Source organism: Candidatus Clavichlamydia salmonicola, assembly GCF_015356765.1.
GTDB classification, from domain to species: domain Bacteria; phylum Chlamydiota; class Chlamydiia; order Chlamydiales; family Chlamydiaceae; genus Clavichlamydia; species Clavichlamydia salmonicola.
The window spans coordinates 12,784-33,871 of record NZ_WTCQ01000002.1; the positions used below are offsets into that span (position 1 = coordinate 12,784).

At 33.1% G+C, this 21,088-nt stretch carries 22 protein-coding genes; 9 read left to right on the plus strand and 13 right to left on the minus strand.

Going from position 1 to position 21,088, the window contains the following annotated elements; translation table 11 throughout:
* Positions 1-7 precede the first annotated feature (7 nt).
* Both CLAVI_RS02130 and CLAVI_RS02135 read left to right on the plus strand, forming a co-directional pair.
* On the plus strand, positions 8-475 hold the full coding sequence (locus CLAVI_RS02130) for a hypothetical protein (RefSeq protein WP_194843950.1): 468 nt from the start codon (positions 8-10) through the stop codon (positions 473-475).
* A 208-nt stretch (positions 476-683) separates the two neighbouring features.
* Positions 684-1,097, plus strand: a complete 414-nt coding sequence (locus CLAVI_RS02135; RefSeq protein ID WP_194843951.1) for a hypothetical protein — start codon at positions 684-686, stop codon at positions 1,095-1,097.
* Between the two features lies 1 nt (position 1,098).
* Here CLAVI_RS02135 and CLAVI_RS02140 read toward each other — a convergent pair whose 3' ends face one another.
* The 13 genes from CLAVI_RS02140 to CLAVI_RS02200 all read right to left on the minus strand — a co-directional run bounded on the left by CLAVI_RS02140 (position 1,099) and on the right by CLAVI_RS02200 (position 14,141).
* Positions 1,099-3,612: a glycogen/starch/alpha-glucan phosphorylase gene (locus tag CLAVI_RS02140; RefSeq protein WP_194843952.1), complete on the minus strand. Its 2,514-nt coding sequence runs from the start codon at positions 3,610-3,612 to the stop codon at positions 1,099-1,101.
* 76 nt (positions 3,613-3,688) lie between these two features.
* A complete protein-coding gene (locus CLAVI_RS02145; RefSeq protein ID WP_194843953.1) occupies positions 3,689-4,261 on the minus strand; it encodes a YqgE/AlgH family protein in 573 nt (190 codons plus the stop codon).
* A gap of 95 nt (positions 4,262-4,356) precedes the next feature.
* The gene (locus CLAVI_RS02150; RefSeq protein WP_194843954.1) at positions 4,357-5,253 is read right to left on the minus strand and encodes an MlaD family protein; all 897 of its coding nucleotides are present in this window, start codon (positions 5,251-5,253) and stop codon (positions 4,357-4,359) included.
* Entirely contained in the window at positions 5,250-6,008 is a 759-nt protein-coding gene (locus CLAVI_RS02155) for an ABC transporter ATP-binding protein (RefSeq protein ID WP_194843955.1), read from the minus strand. Before CLAVI_RS02155 ends, CLAVI_RS02150 begins: the two co-directional genes overlap by 4 nt.
* Complete coding sequence (locus CLAVI_RS02160) at positions 6,005-6,793, minus strand: MlaE family ABC transporter permease (RefSeq protein WP_194843956.1); 789 nt, start codon at positions 6,791-6,793, stop codon at positions 6,005-6,007. Before CLAVI_RS02160 ends, CLAVI_RS02155 begins: the two co-directional genes overlap by 4 nt.
* 203 nt (positions 6,794-6,996) lie before the next feature.
* The gene (locus CLAVI_RS02165) at positions 6,997-7,779 is read right to left on the minus strand and encodes a FliA/WhiG family RNA polymerase sigma factor (RefSeq protein ID WP_194843957.1); all 783 of its coding nucleotides are present in this window, start codon (positions 7,777-7,779) and stop codon (positions 6,997-6,999) included.
* A 218-nt stretch (positions 7,780-7,997) separates the two neighbouring features.
* The gene (locus CLAVI_RS02170; RefSeq protein ID WP_194843958.1) at positions 7,998-9,191 is read right to left on the minus strand and encodes a hypothetical protein; all 1,194 of its coding nucleotides are present in this window, start codon (positions 9,189-9,191) and stop codon (positions 7,998-8,000) included.
* Between the two features lie 194 nt (positions 9,192-9,385).
* On the minus strand, positions 9,386-9,679 hold the full coding sequence (locus tag CLAVI_RS02175; RefSeq protein WP_194843959.1) for a hypothetical protein: 294 nt from the start codon (positions 9,677-9,679) through the stop codon (positions 9,386-9,388).
* A gap of 54 nt (positions 9,680-9,733) precedes the next feature.
* Complete coding sequence (locus tag CLAVI_RS02180; RefSeq protein ID WP_194843960.1) at positions 9,734-10,789, minus strand: hypothetical protein; 1,056 nt, start codon at positions 10,787-10,789, stop codon at positions 9,734-9,736.
* A gap of 193 nt (positions 10,790-10,982) precedes the next feature.
* The gene (locus CLAVI_RS02185) at positions 10,983-11,396 is read right to left on the minus strand and encodes a hypothetical protein (RefSeq protein WP_194843961.1); all 414 of its coding nucleotides are present in this window, start codon (positions 11,394-11,396) and stop codon (positions 10,983-10,985) included.
* A 272-nt stretch (positions 11,397-11,668) separates the two neighbouring features.
* Positions 11,669-12,433, minus strand: coding sequence for a hypothetical protein (locus CLAVI_RS02190; RefSeq protein WP_194843962.1), 765 nt, complete (start codon positions 12,431-12,433; stop codon positions 11,669-11,671).
* A 183-nt stretch (positions 12,434-12,616) separates the two neighbouring features.
* Positions 12,617-13,372, minus strand: coding sequence for a hypothetical protein (locus tag CLAVI_RS02195; RefSeq protein WP_194843963.1), 756 nt, complete (start codon positions 13,370-13,372; stop codon positions 12,617-12,619).
* Between the two features lie 118 nt (positions 13,373-13,490).
* Positions 13,491-14,141, minus strand: a complete 651-nt coding sequence (locus CLAVI_RS02200; protein ID WP_194843964.1) for a hypothetical protein — start codon at positions 14,139-14,141, stop codon at positions 13,491-13,493.
* Between the two features lie 767 nt (positions 14,142-14,908).
* Between CLAVI_RS02200 and CLAVI_RS02205 the strand changes: the two genes are divergently transcribed.
* The 7 genes from CLAVI_RS02205 (at position 14,909) to CLAVI_RS02235 (ending at position 21,034) form a co-directional block, all read left to right on the plus strand.
* Positions 14,909-15,745, plus strand: a complete 837-nt coding sequence (locus tag CLAVI_RS02205; protein ID WP_194843965.1) for a hypothetical protein — start codon at positions 14,909-14,911, stop codon at positions 15,743-15,745.
* Between the two features lie 135 nt (positions 15,746-15,880).
* Positions 15,881-16,675, plus strand: coding sequence for a hypothetical protein (locus CLAVI_RS02210; RefSeq protein WP_194843966.1), 795 nt, complete (start codon positions 15,881-15,883; stop codon positions 16,673-16,675).
* A gap of 102 nt (positions 16,676-16,777) precedes the next feature.
* A complete protein-coding gene (locus tag CLAVI_RS02215) occupies positions 16,778-17,668 on the plus strand; it encodes a hypothetical protein (protein ID WP_194843967.1) in 891 nt (296 codons plus the stop codon).
* A 64-nt stretch (positions 17,669-17,732) separates the two neighbouring features.
* The gene (locus CLAVI_RS02220; protein WP_194843968.1) at positions 17,733-17,951 is read left to right on the plus strand and encodes a hypothetical protein; all 219 of its coding nucleotides are present in this window, start codon (positions 17,733-17,735) and stop codon (positions 17,949-17,951) included.
* A gap of 901 nt (positions 17,952-18,852) precedes the next feature.
* Positions 18,853-19,173, plus strand: a complete 321-nt coding sequence (locus tag CLAVI_RS02225; protein WP_194843969.1) for a hypothetical protein — start codon at positions 18,853-18,855, stop codon at positions 19,171-19,173.
* A 136-nt stretch (positions 19,174-19,309) separates the two neighbouring features.
* Positions 19,310-20,146 carry a hypothetical protein gene (locus CLAVI_RS02230; protein WP_194843970.1) on the plus strand — a complete coding sequence of 279 codons (837 nt, stop codon included), beginning with the start codon at positions 19,310-19,312 and terminating at the stop codon, positions 20,144-20,146.
* 87 nt (positions 20,147-20,233) lie between these two features.
* The gene (locus CLAVI_RS02235; protein WP_194843971.1) at positions 20,234-21,034 is read left to right on the plus strand and encodes a hypothetical protein; all 801 of its coding nucleotides are present in this window, start codon (positions 20,234-20,236) and stop codon (positions 21,032-21,034) included.
* The last annotated feature ends 54 nt before the right edge of the window (positions 21,035-21,088 follow it).

Below are 21,088 nucleotides of genomic sequence, written 5' to 3' on the forward strand. Positions count from 1 at the left end.
AAAAATCATGCCCCCTTTTACTATAAATAATACTTTATCTTTTTTTAATGACATTGTTTCATTTTCTAAAGATGATCAAAAAAAATCTCTTCATGCTCGTATTTTATCGCATTTAGAATTATGGCTATCTACTACCATTCTAAAAAAAAATCAAAAAAAATTTCAAATAAGCAAGCTTTCAGATAATGGTAAACAACATATCTTTTCAATAGAAGAAATACCCATGCCTTCTATCTCTTTTAAGAAAAAAATACTGCTTTTTACTTTAAAGGTTATAGCAACCATTTTGATTATTCCTCGGTTTATAGCTGAATTGATAAGATTTGAATTACGAGAATCCATACAAATTAACCTAAATAATATTGCTGTTTTAGAAAAAGAGGAGATTGATGATGATTATGAATCAAAAATTATTGCCTATATAACACCAATTTCTGAACAACTTTTAAAAAAAAAAAAAAATACAGGGAATTGAATATCTAGTAACTAAATCTCCCCATCTAGCTTTTAAGGCAGCTACGTATCCTGATTTTATCTTTAAGACCACCATACATGATAATAAACACTGTGATATACAAAGTATAAAAAAAGAGTTCTCCCAAGCTTCTCTGCTTTTTGCTGCAATAGATGAATTATCGTTATTTCATCTTGCTCTCCCTGGAAAATCTTTATTAATTAGAAAAATGAATGATGAAAAGATTGGCTTTATCATGGAAGATAAAATATCTTTTTCAAAAACAATAACCCCTGCCACCTTATGGATAAGAGATCCAAACAAATACATTACTCTATTTACTGAACTTGGACGATTACTAGCAGCAACAGACCTTATATATACAGGGTTGGATAATTTTCCTATTATTATGAAACCTAATGGCTTTATACAGATGTTAATCTTAAGTACTAAGCACTTTTCTTCTGAAAGAAGAACCTCAGAATTTACTAATCAGCTACCTCTTCTTTTCAAAGATATCGTAACAACAAAATGTATGTATAAAATTATTGAAAAAGTAGCAGAAGATCAAGCTTTACTTAGTATAGATTCTAAAAAAACTATTTTAAGTAAGCTGAAAAACATGATCCCTCAAAATTATTAATTTATTGATTTACCCCAAAACCCTTAAAAGGTTTAGATAGGCCTGTCCTATCTGTTAAGCCATTAACACCCCAGATTTCTGAAGCATACTCATAAATTGTTCTATCAGAAGAAAAGAAACTTGATCCAGCGACATTTAATAAAGACCATTGATTCCACAAGATCTTATCCAGAAAAAGTCTTTCTACCTCTTTCTGTTTATTTTGATAGTCATTAAAATCTGCTACAATAAAATACTGATCTCCATGAACAGTTAATCTCTTCAATAAAGGTTTAAACAACTCTTTATTAGCTTCATTAAAATATCCTTCAGAAATCAGTTGTAAAAGATGAGATAATTCAATGTCTGTTTTTAACAATTCTACAGGATTATAAGAAGATTGTTTCTTTGCTATTTCGTCTTCTTTTAAACCAAAGATAAACATTTTATCCTTACCTATTTCTTCTGCCATTTCAATATTAGCACCATCCCAAGTTCCTATTGTAAGAGCTCCATTCAGAGAAAATTTCATATTCCCTGTCCCAGAAGCTTCTAAGCCAGCTGTTGAAATTTGTTGTGATAAGTCTGCTGCTGGAATAATTTTTTCAGCTAAAGAAACTCTGTAATCAGGAAGAAAAATAACTTTTAAACAATCAGAAACCTCTGGATCATTATTTATAACCTGAGCAATAGAAGTAATAAAAGCGATAATTTGTTTAGCTAAAATATATCCTGGTGCTGCTTTTCCTCCAAAAATTACTGTCCTTGCAATAAGAGGTCGTTCTCCTTTTTCTTTTATTTTTACATAACTATTTGCAACACTTAAAATGTTTAATAATTGTCGTTTATATTCATGAATTCTTTTTACATGACAATCAAATAATGATGCAGGATCTACTATGATTCCTGTGTCTTGTTTAATGATCTGAGCTAAAATTTGCTTATTGTTTCTTTTAACTAAATCCCATTCACTTACAAAAGAATGATCAGAAATATGATTTCTCAATAATGCAAGCTTAGAAGATTGGTACAACCAATCTTCTCCTATCCGCAACGATATTAAAGAAGCAGCTTTAGGATTACACTGTTTAAGCCACCTTCTAGGAGTAATACCATTCGTTTTATTAATAAACTTATTAGGAAAGATCTCTTGAAAATCTTGAAAAACACGTTCTTTCAATAAGTTAGAATGTAATTTAGACACTCCATTAACTTTTGCTGATCCTACAATAGCTAAACGAGCCATATTTACCATAGATTCATACTCTCCTTTTTCCATAATAGAAAGCGCTTTTAGCTTTTGATCATTATCTGGGTAATGTATAGCCACTTGTTTTAACCATCTTCTATTGATCTCTTGAATAATTTCCAAATGCCGAGGTAATACCTTTTTAAACAAGTCCTCTGTCCATCTTTCTAAAGCTTCTGGAAGAATTGTATGATTTGTATAATTAAAGACTTTCGTTGTAATTTGCCATGATTTTTCCCAAGAAAGTTCCTCACTATCTACTAATAATCGCATCATTTCAGCAATTCCAAGAGCTGGATGTGTATCATTAAGCTGAATGGCAATTTTATCTTGTAAGATATTCAAATCAAGGTGTGTTTGCGTAAAACGTCTTAAAATATCTTGAATAGTAGCAGAAACTAAAAAATACTCCTGTTTTAAACGTAACTCTTTTCCTTGTGAAAAATTATCATTAGGATAAAGAATCCATGAAATATTCTCCACAGCTGCTAAATCCTTAATTGACTGCAAATAGTCCCCTTGATTAAAACTATTTAAGTTAAACCCATCTGAGGATATAGCTTGCCATAGCCTTAGTGTATTCACAATTTTATTACGAAATCCTGGTACTGGCATATCATATGGCATTGCTTGCACTTCTTCATAATCTACCCACTGTCTTATAGTTTTTCCTTGGGGAGTATTAATCACTGTAGTCTTTCCATAAAAATATACAGGATAAAGAAACTCTCCACAGCACAACTCCCATGGGTTTCCATAACGCAACCAATTATCTGGATACTCGACTTGCTCTCCATTTTCAATTTTTTGAGAAAAAATCCCATATTTATAACAAATACCATATCCATAACCTGGGATACCTAATGTGGCCATGGAATCCATAAAACATGCAGCTAAACGACCTAATCCTCCATTGCCTAAACCTGCATCTTCTTCAAGTGTCATACAATGTTCTAAATCATATTCTAATTCATTAAATAAACTAATAAAAGCCTCTGTCAACCCCAGATTATCCATATGATTTTTTAAACTGCGTCCCATGAGAAATTCCATAGAAATATAGTACACACGCTTAACATCTTGCTGATAGTAATTATGCTGTGTTTGCAACCATTGCTGTGCTATATATTCTTTTACTGTAAGCACTGCTGCAGAAAAAATATCTCTCCGAGTAGCTGTTTTAGTATCTTTAACTAACACATAATTAAGCTGATGAAAAAATATGCTTTTTAATGTATCTAAATGAATGTAATCATCATTTGTTGAGTGTATTTGTTGATGCTTCAATTTCTACCCTATTAGCTCTCTTAAATCCTATAAATAGGACTCTAAATAGGAATAGAATTATGGACCAGATTTAAAACTAATTTAAAGAAATATCTGATGGGACTGTAGCTAATGAAGCATATCTACCACCCATATTTTTAAGAATATCACCCCATAATTTACTAGGATCTCGATAAAAAACATAATCAGAGGAAGATTGATATGGATACCAAATACCATCTAGAAATTCTTGCTCTAGCTTACCCTCTTGCCATCCCACATAACCAAAACAAAGAAGAATATGAGGACCTTCTGGATTCATCATCATCCTACTAAGAAAAGCAAGGTCTCCACCTAAATGTACTTGTGGACAAATTTGCATCGCATCAGCTGCAGCACTTTCTCCTGAATGTAAAATCATCATCTGAGTTGTCTGCAAAGGACCTCCAGATCGAAATCCTACATGCTGATTAATAACTTTTTCTTGAGAAAAAATTTCTTCTGGAACTTCTAAATCTAAATGCTTATTGATAATCAACCCAAAGGATCCACTAACACCGTGATCACAAATCAATATCACACTACGAGAAAAAATACCCTTCGTTTGATCTGGAGAAGCGACTAATAACGTTCCTCTCTCTAAAGCTGAATAGGGAGCTCGGGATACCATGCGCCTTCCCAATAGTTAAGATAATCTTTCCTGCTTAGAGTACTTTATAGCATTCATTAGAGGAGATGCATCTAAACAAAAAAAGTCGCCTTCTGTCAAGATTTTTTTTTGTTTTGTTTTTCCTGTAATAAAGAAAATTTTCTTTCTTTTTTCCATGATTTACTAAATTGAAATAATAGACCATGGGAACGAACTGTATTCAAAAGACCATTTAAATTTGCTGTTACTTGAATTAAGTCAGGATAAAGCAAATCATTTTGAGTTTTAAAAGAATGGATACATTGATTCATATGCTCTATTGTAGCTTGCACTTCTTTAGCAGGATCAACAGCTGCAATTGCAGAGATTACTTCTTGTGCTTTTTCTACTACAGATTTTAAATGAACTGAACAATCCATTAATTGTTTAAAAATTACATCAGTTTCTTGAAATTGCTTATCCATAGTATCAAAAAAATGTGCCACTTTTTGAAGAACTACTTCTGTTGCTACTTCATTTCTTGAAAAAAATGCTGACAGGTTATCTAAAAGAATACCAGCTTTACTTAATTTATCTTGGACAGAAGAAGGACTTTCAGCATATAAAAACTTACCTGTAACATCTTCTTTTCCATTCTTTAATAATCCTGGAATAATCATTACAGATTTTTCACCCATAAAATTTGGAGCAGCAATTACAATCTTATCTGAGGTATACACTTTTACTTGAGAATCTACTTTTAAAAGAATTTCATAAAAACAAAGATCTCCAAAAGGATCAGCTGGATAACTTCTGGCATCAACAATCTCTTTAATATCAAATACCTTGCCTACTGGACGTCCAGCTAAATTAACTCGAGATCCTCGCACAATGCCTTGAATATCAGATACACCCACTCTAATAATAGTTTTCCCATTACCAAAAGATGGTCGAATTATTGCAAATAAAACTGTAAAAATGAGAACGCTAACTGCCAATAAACCACCCACCCATATATGTTTTTTGTTTTTCATTTTGGTGTGTTGTCCTTTTGATCTAAAAATTTTTTAAAAAGTGAATGAGGGGCGTCTTGAAACTCTTCAATAGTTTGATGGGCTGCAATACATCCTTTTTCATGTAAGGCTATTTCATTAGCAATCTGCAAAGCAGATCCAATATCATGAGTAACCACCACTGAAGTCGCTTTTAATCGTTCTTGAATCTCTGTAATTAATCTTCCGACAAGAAGTCCTGATGATGGGTCTAGTCCTGCTGTTGGCTCATCATATAAAAGAATATCTGGACGATAAATCAATAATCTTGCCAAGGCCACTCGTTTTCTCATGCCACCAGAAAGTTGTCCAGTCATTAATTTTTGAGTTCCATTAAGACCAACAATATCTAAAGATTCAGCGACCTTATCATCCAATTCATCAGGTGTATAAAAAGATACTTTATCACCATTTTTACCATGAGTATGGGGATGAAAAGCTACATTTTCTTCAACAGTCATAAAATCAAAAAGAGCACCATTTTGAAATAACATACCAGTACCTTTTAGCGCCTGCCTTAAAGCCCTTCCCTTTAAACCTGTAACACATTTTCCACGAATAAGAATCTTTCCTTCATCAGGCACTTCTAGCCCTAAAATATGACGTAATAAAATGCTTTTTCCTGCCCCAGAAGCACCTAATAAAACTAATGTTTGGCCTTTTTTAACTTCAAGATTAAGGTTATTTAAAACTTGTTTTTTTCCAAAAAATTTAGATAAATTTTCAATTTTTATCATAACCCCACCTTACAAAAACGGGTTACAGAATTAGATATAACTGTCATAAAGAAATTCAAAAATAAAATAGTCATATAAGACGCTGTAACACTTTTTCCTGCTGCTTTATCAATTCCTTCTGCCTTAAACGTCTTTTTAAACCCTTTAAAACAAGCTATAGAAGTGATCATAAAACCAAATACTGCTGCTTTAATTATACATAATAACATGTCATCAAGACCTGCATGTCCTACAACCATTGACCAATAAGCTTGTGGAGACATTCCTAAAATAACAGTCAACCCAAAAGCTGAAACAATACCAGAAATTGCAGTAATAATTGTTAAGGCTGGTAATATAATCAACCCTGCGAGTATCCTTGAAAGCACTAGATAATTAAGAGGGTCTACACCCATAGAATGTAAAGCATCTGTTTGCTCTGTCACCATCATAGAACGTAACACAGCTGTTACAGCTCCACCTATCCGACCAACAATCATAAAAGCTGTTAAAGTAGGGCCTACTTCTGTCAACATGCTTTTAACAACAAAAAGTCCTATAGCATCAGCTAATCCCTTATCACATAATTGATGATGAGCTTGTAGAGCTAATACCATGCCAATAAATACACCTGTCACTACCATTAATGGCACTGACTCAATACCTATACGATAACTATGATCAATAATTACACGCCAAGAAGGAATTCCCTCTCGAATACTTCCTAATGCATCTCCTGCAAAGAAAAACCATTCTCCAATTTCAGAAAAAAAATCGCGCAATTTTTTAAATAAAAACTTTATCATCTTGCTCTTGTTGTACGTTAGCATTAAAAAAGCATATTTTTGTGTAATGCACACTGCAATATTAATCACTTACAAGTAAAGAGGCAATAAAAAGCCTCCTTACTTGTTAAATAAATTTTCATAATAAAGATCAAAATGATAATTTTTTATCAAAAACTTAAAATAAAAGGAATCTATTAAAACACTTAAATAAGTATTTATTTTCATTTACGATCCATTGATACAAAAGATAAAGAATTTCTTAACTTTAAAATACTTTTAGTATGGATTTGACAAATTCTAGACTCACTTACCCCTAAATCTTTACCAATTTCTTTAAGAGTTTTTTCTTCATAATAATAAAGAGCTAGCACTTCTTGCTCTTGTTTATTGAGTCCTTTAAGAGCTGATTCCAAAAATAAAGCCTGTTCTTTGCGTTCCGCTTCTTCTAAACTTGTCTTCGCTTTTTTATCTGCTATAGTTTCAGCTGCTGATGGTAACGCATCTTCATTATTATAAGCTGTACCATTTAAAGATATAAAAACAGCTGGCCTGACTGTATTAAGCAATACCTCATAATCTCCTGCTGATATTTTTAAATGCTGACACACTTCCTCATCAGTGGGCTCTCTACCCAAAGCCTGACTTAAAGATTCCATGACTTGTTTTAACTTATTTGCTTTCTGATAAACACTTCTTGGAATCCAATCATTTTCCCTTAACTCATCAATGATAGCCGCTTTTATTAAAAACATTGAATAGCCTTCAAAATGACTACCCCGCTCAGGGTTATATTTTTCTACCGATCTAATAAGCCCTCGGACCCCTGAAGAATAAAGATCATTTAATTTTACATGAGAGGGCAATGTGCTGCCCATCTTACTAACAACACACTTTACCAAATAAAGATAATGTTCTATTAAAGCATCTCTATCTTCAATAGCTTTATTCGCAAGGTAGCGCTCCCAGATCTTTTTATCGAACGTCCGCTTATCTCTGCCAATCATGTTAATTCCTATATAGAGGCATATAAAAAATTAAATATATTTAACAGATAAAACACAATAGCGTTTGTCTAAGAAAAAATTTTGTTTAAAAGATAAAAAACTTAACAAGCTAACCATGAATCTTTGTTAGAATAATTTTTTTTAAAATTTTCTTTTTTATATGCCATTAAGTATTTTTGATTTTTCTAAAGTTTGCTTAAACTACTCTTTTCAAAATATCAAGCATCACCAGATGAGGGAATTCCTGAGTCCACCTCATTAGAATTAGCTCGACTTCTTACACTTATTGCACGAAAAGAATTTCTTAAAAATCCAAATAATGATGGACTTGAACTCTTACCTGATTGTCTACCAGAACTGTCAACAGATCCATCATCTGAAGAAAAAGTTACATGCCGAATTCGTGGTCCTCTACCTTCAAACAATGAACCCCCAAAACTAGAAGAAGTAGTAGAAAATGAAGGTGTTAATTCTGTAGCCGACATGTCTTCAGGAGGTAAAGACACAGCCTCTTGTTGTTGCCTTTCTTCCCACTCTTTCTGAACACTCTCTTTTTCCTGCAAATATCTCTCTCTATGCGCTACTGACTGAAATAATAATGGATAACTTTTTCTTAAATTTAGATCACTTGACGAACTAGAGCAGCGTTTTCTATCTCCAGAATTAACATCGACCATTGGAGTATAAATTTCCTCAGATGAATCTGCACCATCTTCTAGAGACAACTTAAATAGCATCTCTTCTGCTAGATCCATCTCCTCTGAATTATGAGTTTCTGATAAAGACTTATCTAGTGGTGCTTCTCCAGTAAAAGGAAATCCACATACATATATAGATGGACAAGATGAAGATGGATCCCCTTTTATCTCTTCATATGAAGGCATCCTTTTTAAGGGCGGATCTGTTGCCTGACAATCATCACCTTTTTTAAGCTTTTTTATTTTATTACCCTTGGGACCTAAAAAAGAAAAAGATCGTTTTAACCTCCTGCTTTCTTTACCACCTGATTGCGTTATTGGAATAGGAGAAGAAGGAGGAGAATCTTGCATAAACCAATTAGCTAATCTATCCCCTCCATTAGATGATGCACCTATATTCCCTTGACCACTTGCTTGCGTTATTGGAATAGGAGAAGAAGGAGGAGAATTTTGCACAAACCAATTAGCTAATCTAGCTGCGCCGTTAGATGATGCACCTATATTCCCTTGACCACTTGCTTGCGTTATTGGAATAGGAGAAGACGATGCTCCCATAGAATTATTTTGAAAAAAAGGTACTGCAAATGCTGATACTCTTGCATCTAAAACTTCGTTACTCTTATTGCTTGTATCTCCCAAAAAAGGAGATGAAGGAGGAGAATTTTGCACAAACCAATTAGCTAATCTAGCTGCGCCGTTAGATGGTGTACTCATAATATGATTATTAAATCAAAAATCTCTCTTATAAATAAAACTGATTTATTATATTTTTTTTATACAAATAAAAACAATAAATATTATTTTTATTTTATTAAGGCATTCTATTTTTTAGATTTTCTACCTTACAAACTATCTACCTAATAAACTAGATGTTTAAACCTTAATTCATGAGCCAAATTAGTTATATACTACCCCTTTATAAACCAAGAAGCCAATGAAGACAATTTATGATAAATTAAGCTTAAATAACTTGGCCTCGCATAAACCTTTATTAGATTTTTTTTTTGCAATTGCACTGATTCTTGAATATCATGCAAATGTGTAAGACCTGGCAGTTCTGCATCAAGATGTTGCTCTTGATCAGAAAAATCTATACCCCCCTGCATATGGTCATTACTATAGGCCAGCAACCCTTCTTCTACACCAAGAAACAACGATTTTTGACCTAGCTCTTCATCATTACGCCTAAAAATAGATGACATATCTAACCAAACAATTTTTTATATTTTATTTTAAAAAAATGACATCTATTTTATTTATTCATCCTTAGGATCTGCTTGGGATCTTCTTTTTAAAATATCTATTTTTTCTTTTACTTCTGGAGAAGTTCTCTCTAATGAATCAAATTTCTTCTCACCTTTACCAAGATATGTATTACCCAGCTTGCTTCTTTTTGGTGGTATAGCTTTTGGCGTTCCTGGTCCTTGGCTACTTAACGCCTTTCCTTGCTTCAGCTTCCTTTCCTCCCAGCTAGGATTCAATCCAGATGTTTTGCTTGCTGTGGATAGTGGAATTGGCTTTGGAGCTCCTCTTGCTGGCATTGGCCTTGGAGTTCCTAGCCTACTCTGATTAGGATTCAATCCAGATGTTTTGCCTGCTGTGGATAGTGGAATTGGCTTTGGAGTTCCTCTTGCTGGAATTGGCCTTGGAGTGCCTGGCCTACTTTGATTAGGTACAGGTCTACCTCCTGTAACGATTGATGATGGCGTCCCTGAACTCACCTTTGCTGCATTACCTGAAGAGCGAGGCATTGGGCTACCTTGAGCAGGTAAAACAATTGCTGCTTTTAACTGCTCTGCTAATGATTTGCCACCAGAATAGCCTTGCAATGGTGTTACTTTTGGTTTAAAAGAATCTTTTTCAAGCTGTCTAATCGCTCCTTCAAATCCTTCTGGCAAATTACCTTTAACAATAAATACTCCCCTTTTACCTTTCTCTGATAATCTTGGAGAAGTAGGCGGAGGAACTTCCAAAAGCTCTGGCTTCTTCGAACTCTGTGAAGAACTACCTGACGTAAATGCCTTTTTAAATGACTTTAATACACGCCCTGCAAGACCCTTTGCTTTACCATTTTCAGATTTAAAAGAAATATTTTTTAAAGACCCTGTAATTGACGTTTTTTCAGAAAGAGAAGAAGCAGCTGCTCCACCACTTCCTTCAGAAGACCTCTTCCAAATAGCACGCAATTTATCACTCATGCCCTTTCCTTCTGCACGCAAAGAACCAGAACCTGATTTCCCTAAAGATGAGGCCCCACCTAATGAAGCATTATCTGCTGGTAGATAATTGCCACCACCTGTAATAGAAGACATAATAACACAATAAAATTATATTTAACTAATAACTAATTTTAACAAGAATCGTTATTAATATTAAAATAAAGAATTGTATTTTTATTTAATTAATATCAATTACCAATAAATTATTAATAAAACAATACAGACATAAAAGATCTCTTCCAGATATTATGCTGAGTGTATAAAGCCTAATTTTTGAGCCTATTACTTATTTAGAAGATATGTTTTTGGGGAGAGTAGATTTTCTATTAAGATAATCTTTATATTTTTTCTTAGCTGATTTCACTTTTAGCTTGTGACTACTATTTAAAGTAGATAGTTTAAGCTGCTGTGCTATAAAAGAGGTTTTCTGCGAACTTTCCTCATTTACTTTTTCTGACTTTACTGCATAGCTATGCTTAACTTCCTTAGGCATTAACTCTTTAGTGAATTTTTGAATACTATTTCTTAAAAAATTAAATGCTTGCGTGGCGACTTTTACTAAAGCTGAGTCTTCAATATAAGAAGATGATGCTTTAAATATCCCTATAACTTTTTTAGGAATTGCTTGCTGATTTTTTTTAGATTTATTAGACAAAGATGCAGACTTTGAATACTTACCTTTAGAAAAATTTAAAGACATAATTACACAACAACATTAATTTATATTTTTCTTAATAAAGTTTTATTTATATAAAGTCTGATTTTAAACAATAAACACAATCCTTTCAAATTATTATTAATATAAGGTAAAAAATTTAACATTTTATAATAAAAATATTTTTTTAAACAGACCTTGTCTTTTATTTACAATTCTAAATACCCCTAAATACAGTCTATACAATTAAAAAGTTATTCTTACATGTAGATGTTTTTCTACACACTGACATCAGCACATCATCCACCACTAAAATCCTAACTGGCCTCATTTTTTTGCCTTCTAGGAGCTGGCACAGGTTTTCTTCCAGGAAACACTCTAGGAGCAGGGGCAGGCTTTCCTCCTGAAAACACTCTAGGAGCAGGGGCAGGCTTTCCTCCTGAAAACACTCTAGGGGCTGGAATAGGCTTTCCTCCTGAAAACACTCTAGGGGCTGGAATAGGTTTTTCTCCAAAAGGCAATGTGGTAAGCGACTTAAGTTGAGACTTATCAAGACCGCTGCTTGACGATTTCACCCTTGGAGCTGGCTGAGGCCTGCCTGGCACCAATGCAGCACCTGAGGGCCTGTTCTTTGCCTTCATACCATACCATCGATCTCTATTAGCAATAGCTTGGTATTTCTCTTCCATTCCTTTGGGGAAAGCGACAGGAATAGAAGAACTTGTCACACCAGATGCCAAAGAGCTACTAGCACCCAAATTCCCTCGGGATAAGACTTTTCGCCCCATATTAGCAATAGCGCCCCCCACTCTTGAAAAGCCTTTTTGAAGTACATGCGCCTTTTTGGTTAAACTATCTTTCAGACTTTTTCCACTGGCCAAGGCATCTGAGGAAATATTACTCAAACGTTCTTTTAAAGAGCTTGTGTCACTATTAACAGCACCTCGTGAAGAAGATGAGCCAACACTAGACGCATTGCTACTTAAACTACTCTTACGACTCTTATTACTTGACTTATCAGGATCGTTACTCCCTTGACTTGAAGATGCAGAAAAATTACCTATATTCCCAATACTACTCACAACACCTCAAGAAAACATTTTTTTTATAATTAATATTATAAATATAAAATACCTTGTTAATCAACTTTAATATTAAAAAATTGCAAATATAAAATCATAAAAACAAAAAAAAAGAGCCTTAATAAGGCTCTTTTTTATAAAAAGATATATAAACTATGATAAAAAAATTTATCCCCTACTTATTTAAGAAGTTTTAGGCTTAGGAGATATTGGAGGCTTTACACCCTTGGCTGGAACTGAAGCAGAATCTGATGCTTTACCAGATTGCGCCCTTTTATCTATTACACCCTTTAATTCTTGCAAGACTCCTGCACCAACTTCTGGCCTTTTCTCTAGATCTACTTTAGATCTGGGCGAAACGATCCCACCTTCACCACGACCTTCTCCTGTAGTAGATGGACGGCTGTCATCCTCATAAGGCTTTCTTTTAGCTAACGCCTGTTTCAACTCTCCCATGACAATGTGATCAGCATCGCTAGGTGCTCGGGCGTCTGAATCATCACTCCCCCAATCATCTCTCAAACTATCTTGCGAATCACTAAAACGTCTTATTAAAACATCATCTTCTCCATCAAGGTGACGTCTAAAAACCACAGATGTATTTTCTCCAAATTTTTTTGACCCCCGACCACCACGAATCCTTCCTAACAAGCTTGATCCAAGATTTTTAATACCTCTACCTAAACGATTTAGACCTTTGCCAATAAAGCTAAATGCTCTTCCCATCATACTAACAGCTGAACCTACTGCTGCTCTCACTTTTGATGCTGCTGTCTGAGCATTTTGACTAACACCTTTTGCGCTCCATGAATGACCCTTAACTTCAGATGTACCACTACTAGATCTTCCTTTCTGCGTTCTCCCACTCTCCCTTTCAGGACCCAGGCTTCCTTGACTTGGCGAACTACCATATCCACCTAAATTTCCAATACCACTCACAATGCTTACCAAAAAAAGATTAATTTCATTAATATAATTTTAATTAAATATTACAACTTTAATCAACTTAATATTTTCATTTTGTTAAAAATTTTACAGATTAATTTAAATATTCTTATTATTTCTTTTTTTTATCTCTTTCAGCTAGTTTTTCTTTTAACTCTTTCATAAATACTGGTGCTTGCGGCCCTAAAGTCAAACCTGGCCTTGCATTAACAGATGATCCTGACTTAGAGCCACTATCGACCTTTGGCTTTACTGAAACTGGTGATGGCCTTACTTCATCTGCTTCTGACCTTCTTTTTTCTATTTTTTGTTTTAATTCATCCATAAACACAGAAGCATTAACCTCTGTAGCTTTGCCATATAATGGACGAGGAGGCAATATTGGAGTAGTTGAAGTACGCAAATTAGCAGCTGTTGTTACTCGAGAACTCAGCACATTTGCTTCATTAGATCCAGATCTCATATTTCGTACCCTACCCAATAAATTCCTAAACCATTCAGCTACTTTAACTAACCCTCTACTGATTACTCCAACACTCACTCCTAATACAGCTACTGAATTGAACGCCATAAGATTACAGGCCTTTTTGGCTGTAGCTGCAACACGCTCACTATTACTCCTTAAGCTTACAAAGAATCTATTAGCAAATAATCCTCCTCCTCCTATTTTACTTCCCTGGGGTCTCCCATCTAAACGATCAGAGCCTTCAGCACCTTGGCTAGAAGGTTTATTAAATCCTCCTATATTTCCTACACCACTCATAAAACTTTTTCATTAAAATATTATCTTATTAATAATTTTAATTAATAAAGTCATCTCACATCAATTCTAATATTACAAAAAACAAATAAAAATTATTTTTTGATTACAGTATACTTTACCATCACAAAAAACATTCTTAAGTCATTACCTTTTTTCATTAATGACTAATATCTCTCTAGCTATTAGCCACATCCTACACCAACAATAAAAAAAATAAATATAAGCAACTTAAAATCAATGAGAACAAAACTAGCCAATTCAAGGATAAGCTCTTTATACAATCAACCTTTTCCCTAGATAAAAGAATCCATGAAGTTAAAAAAAACACTTGTTTAGTGAAACAAAACAGCTCTCCCTATGTAAATATCATAATCTGTATCATTAAAATTTTCTTAAAAACGACCTTTATCTTTTCGCTTAAAAGCCCTTCTCTACATGGCCTATCAAAAAAATCTCAAGCAGACCCAAGAAATTTTCATAAATGTATTATACCTGCACTAACAGCTTTAGAAAAAAACTGTCCCTACATTAACAATTGCTTGTTCAAGTTTTTTTAATTATTAGTATTTTCAGCAAAAATCTTTTTTCATAAAACAAATATTGAAATAAATGAACAAATATTTAATAATTTTCTTCATTTGTTAATTAATCCTGCTTCTTTTTTGAGCCTCTCTTCCAATATTAGGAACTTTTTAAAAATACAATTACTTTTCTACAGACTAAATTATCTTAAATACACATCCAACTAATTTTTAAACACTTGTATTATGCAACCACTATATAACACCTTTTCTCGCATTAGCGAACATATCCCAACTACACGAAAGCAACTCTACATCAATCTAAAAAGAAATAGCGTAACTGTTTTTCAGATAGTATCAGCAACTTTACTGGGATTGGCTGGCATTGCCTTAGTGAGTATCTGCGAAATCCCCTCTCAGATTTCCCCTTCATCATCACCTTCTGAAACAAGCATTATCTCTACTAGTCGAAATATCAATACTCCCGCAAAGGCATGCTTAATTACTGGCTCAGCTTTAACAGTCTTAGGATCTAGCTTGATGGTGGGATCTGTCATTCAAACTGTAAGAGCATTGCGAGTCATTACCACAAAAATTCCTCGCTCGCAAAAAAGACTTAGAAAACGATTTAAACTTATTTATAATCTTGCTTTAGAAATATTTGGAGAGACTCTTGGAATAGGAAGCACGCTCATTTCTTACGTATGCTATATGCAAACTGATAACAACGTTCCTTTCTGCTCTCAATCTTCTACATTAGCTATTCTATCTGGCCTAACAGGCATGGCGCAAGGAACTATTTTAATAATAATAATATGCAGAAAACACGATGGACTATGCGTTAACCCAAAAAAAATAAAAGTAAAAATTACTGTGCATGCAATAAATAGCGCTGTTGCTCTTCGGATGCTTGAGCCTGATTTACTAACTGAAAGTGAATTACTTTCTATTCAAGCATCATGCCCTACTCCACAAAGGCTACTTAACACAGAACTTTGTGGGAAAACTCCATCATCTAGTGAAGAATCAATTGCAATGATAATACCTTTTTTCAAAGAAAATAATCTTTTAGAATGTGATTAACTACATGTTATTGAATTAAAAAAAAACAACAAATTGATTATTAACCAATATTAAAATATATGGCATCATTAATGCAATTGATCTATTATGATTTTTTTATTTTAGATATTATGAAAACAACCTGACATTTTAATTATGACCATAGACCCTTTCAATAGTTACAGAAGCCAATTTTTTACATGCATCAGTAATCTACCAGCATCCCATCAAGCAAAAGTTTCAGAATATGTATTTTTAGCTGCAAAAGATGCTTCTCTTTCAGGAAACCCTCAATCTTATCTCACAATTACTAAACAAAGATCTGCTATAGCAAAAAAAACAACTATAATTGCTATTATCATCTTTTTAACCAGTATCATAGCCCATCTTGTTCTTTTATCGCTCAATACTCCATATATTCATAAAACTGTTTTACCCATTCTTGCCATTACAACCTTAGGGATCTTGACAATACTTTCTATTTATCGATTAATTCGTGTTGTCAATCGAGTTGTAAATTTATATTTTAGAAGTAAAAATTTAAAAAAAGCATATTCTCGCCCTTTTATAAATTTTCAAAAAAATACATCCTACTCTCACCTTTCTAATCAATCACTATCTGTTATTAAATCAGCATTTAAACAAGCACGCAAAACAATTAGAAGTCAGCTTCAATATCATATAGCTTCTACAATTGGTATTTCTATCGTGATTTTGTCAGCTATCCTACTAATAGCAATTTTAAGATGTGTTTTAGGTGACATTGGATTAACTTCTAGTCTTAATGGACTTTCTCTTCAACAAGTACTCCTAATGAGCGCAGGAACATCTTTTTGTTTAGGTATTCTTTGGAATATTTCTTTATGCATCATTTCTATGCATCGTAAAAACAAAAGCAATCATTCAGCGCAGCAAATTGTCCATGCTGTCCAAACAATGGCCCTTGCCTAAATCAATTTTATTTTTAATATTATCTATTTAAAATTTGATTTATATATAAAATAATGCGATAAGCCCTTTCTTTTTTTGCATAAATAAAGGTTAAGGATACTTATGGTACATCCTATCGTTAGCTCTCAGATTGTTTCTGCTTGTTCAATTATATCTACCCTACATACTTCCAAAAAAGCAGAGGTCCCAGCATACGTTTACGCTTTAGCAAAAGGCGAAGACATTTCTTACAAAGGCTTTCATCTTGTTTTAGTAGCGAATCATTCTGAAAATATTGCTACATGTTCCTTTAAATTATCTAAAAAAATTTTTGAGAACGCTGCTAAAAAAACCCTTGGAATAATAAGCCCTTTTAAAATGGCTAAAATCATTTGCTCTCCATTTTTTCTTGTATTGTACATACTTGCCACCTTAGCATATCTTATTATGGTCGCAGTCTCTTCTATAGCTCTTTCAGGCTACCGATCAGTTATGATTATTGCTCGATTGACACATATTTGCCACAAATTGAAGCAGATGCATGAGATCTCTTCTTTTCTTAAGAAAAATTTATCCATATCTCAAAAAGAGAAAGATCCCACCATTCAAATCTGCAATGATGTTCAAAATATCATGCTAAATCAATTACGCTTCCACGCTGCCTCATTAATAGGTTCTTTGCTTTTGTTCTTGTCACTAATAACTATTATTATAGGAATTGGACTGCTTGTTACAGGCACTACTTCAAGAGCTCCCCTTTGTGCTGGATTTTCTATTCCACATTGGGTCTTCATTGCCAGTGGAGCTGGCCTAGGCCTTTCGCTTTTATGGAATGTTAGTATTGGAATTGGTTCTGTAATTAGATCAAGAAAAAAAATTGGTTCTGCAGAAAAACTAGCTCAAGCTATAACAAACTTTGCACATATACAAGAAAAGACAGATCCTGCATTTTATAACTGGCCTAAGGTAGACTCATCTCATTATGATGTAGAAAAAAATGATCATTTTTTATGATTGCACCTAACACATTCCACTAATCTATTTTATTCCATATAAATATTTATTAATTGGTATCTAGATGTCTGTTTTAGTATCTTCATTTAGCATTAACTTGATCGATATCATTTCAACTATTCCTACCACTAATAAACTATTTATTGCTACTAACACATTAACCTGGGCCACACATGGCCATGACTCTTCAGATAACAACCAAACTCTTTTAAATACTTATCGATTTCATCAACGCCCTGTTAACTGCTTAGCAATTTTTCTTTCCCACTTAAGCTTTTTTTAACTTCTTTATTAACATTATCCCTTGCTATATTTTCTATACAATCATCTCTTAGGCCAATTATAACAATCATCTTAGTAAATGGCTGTCTTATTGGAACAATATCGCGAATAATTCTATCTAGTAAAATAATAAAAAAATTTTCTATTTCTCAAAATTCTTTAAAAATTCTAAATCAAAATATTGAACAAAAAATGATAACTGACACTGATCATGTCACTCCTGGACTCAAAGCAGTAAAAGAAGCATGCCTTACCATTAATAACATTGTTACTAAGCAAAAGTAACTTTCCTTTGCGTCTATTCTATCCTCTAGCATATGTATAATATCATTAATAGGAATAATTATTAGCTCTGTATTTATGATTCTAAATATCTATGGGAATGGCTCTTTAATATCAATATTTACTATTACATGTACCTCAACATTAGCGCAAGAAAGAAGAGCCACATGTCTGTAAGCATTTGTTTTCTTGCTAATCATTCAACAGTTTATATAAACAAAAATCATGTCCACTTTCTCTGAGCAGTGCACTCTGCAATTAATGACTATCATAGACAATATACCCACTTCTACAGATGCTATATATGCCTATGAATAAAATAAAGCGCCTCAGCAATAAATCTGCGTATTCATCTCAATCGCATATTCTTATTACTAGCTATAAAAAAAATGCATCCCATCTTCACATGTTTGGCTATGCTATCAACAGAATTTATCTTTACATAATTGCAATACTGGTCACAATAATTGGTTGTCTTATTAGTGGTACCTGTAAGGTTTTTCTTCTCTCTGGTATAGCTATGATAATTAGAACTTTTTGTCTCCTAAAGTATTTATATCAACTTTTTTGATCAAAAAAATCATTACTTCATCTAATAAAAACTATCACCTCTACCATTCTTGATAAATAATAACAGCAGTATCCATGACATAAGAAATTCTTCCCAAGAAATTTTAACTGTACTATTACTAGCAAACGTTTATGGCTCTTCTCAAACTAGTAACGCTATCATCTTAGGAAATCTTTCTATTACTAAACTTGTCTTTTTAACATCCACTTCATTATTTAGCTTAAGTATGGCTTTACATGTTGGACTTACTGAATTAGCCCTTGTATGGAAACATCAAGAAAATAATATACATTGTAAAATAGAAGATTCCATTAATAAACTTACTGCACTTAGACCATATCACTTTATTTCTAGACAATATAATAAATAATTCTCATTAGTTATCTATAATGCTAATTTATTATTAATTTTTTTGATTGCAAGATACATTATCTTGCTTATATATATATAAAGCTTGTATAATATATTTCAAAAACCTTCATTTTAATGAATCATTAGAGGTATAAATGTCTTCTTTTTCTGTTGAAGCTAGTTCTTTATTGATAAACACTATTCGTGAATTACCCATGTCTGGTAGCTGCTCGTTACCAATACGCACTATGTCTTGGGCAGAAAAAAATACTTCTAGCTCTCTAAATGGCGTAGTCTCACTCTCAAATTATAAACATAGAACTACAATAAGTCGCTATGCTACTAAGTATTTAGCTCGAGTAGCCTCATTTTTTATAATACAATTAACTTTAGCGACTAGCGTACTTGCTAGCTTAGGTATGTTTAATCCTGTAGCTTACTCTATGCTTTTTACTTGTTTGTTCATTGTTATAATAACTCGATTGTGCGTTGCCATTAAAACCCTTCGTCAACTTAATTTATGTAAAAAGACATTCTCAGGAATCATTATTTCAATTTCAGATAAATTGGTATATAATTCTGGACTCTCTACTCAAGAACTTATGCCGATTAGTAATGCTGCTAAAGCTACTACAGCAACTGTAACGAATCAACTTTCTAGACAAAAAATATCAATAGCAGGAGCCACAATAGCACTTATATCTGTAATTGGATTAACTATAGGTTTAGGATTATTGTTAGCTAGCATTTATGGGGGCTCTTGTATTGGTTGCGCTTCTGTAATAGGGGGTATTTCTGCTACTCAACTTCTCTTCATAATATCTGGATCATTATTAGGCTTTAGTGCGATTTGGCATTTTGGCATATTAAGCAACAATATTTATCGAAGAATGCAGCAAAAACAAACCCATCATCAGCTAGAAACAGTGATTAAAACCTTAGCAGAAGAAAGAATGGCTGCAGCGGTTAAAACTTCTTTATCAAAAAATTAAATTTCTTGATTTTATATAATATAGGTTTAAAATCTTTTTAAAAAAATTTATTAAACCCTAAATAATAATTAAAATTGCAGGTAACTCATGTCTTTGTCTGGCCCATTATATAGCACATCATTAATGACTACCATGGGCAATGTCCCCACTAGAAATGCTGTACTTGTACCTAAGGAAGTACTTGCTTCGATAAAAAATAATGTTAGTAATAAAGAAATCGTTAACATTTCTAGTTATTATAAAAAAACGAAAAAATTACATCAAATAGCTAATTTCATCTCAACACTTAATTTAGTTTGCGCGACAATATTAGCAATAGCAGTCAGCGTATTTGCAGGCTTGGGAAGATTTTTACCTATTGCTACAGCTTCTATGCTTGGATGTCTTGCTGTTAGCATGATAACAAGACTTATTATGGCTGTTTACAATCTTCGCCAACTTTATACATGCGAAAAAGAACTTACCCAAATTAATATATCTATTTTTGATAAACGTAATGAAGAAAAAACTATTGATAAGAAAGAACTTCAATTTGTTAGTAATGCTGCAAAATCAACTAGGGACATAGTTATTAGCCAAATTCATTTACAAAAAACATCCATTGCTGCTGCTGCTTTAACTCTTATAGCTGTTACTGGATTAGCTGTTGCTGTTGGGCTTATTCTTGCTAATATTTGTGCTGGTTCTTGCATTGGATCTACTTCTGTAATAAGTAGCTTTTCTGCTACACACCTATTATTAATGTCATCCGGATCTTTATTAGGGATAGGCCTTTTAATGCACCTTGGGCTTGGCATTAAATCTATCCATCGAAGATGTCAGCTAAAAGATACTGCTAATCAATTAAGGTTTACTTTAAGAACCCTGGCCAACGACCTCAAGAATTAGAAAATGATATCATTTTCATATTCTAAAAAATTTAGCTTAAAAAAAGGAAAGAAT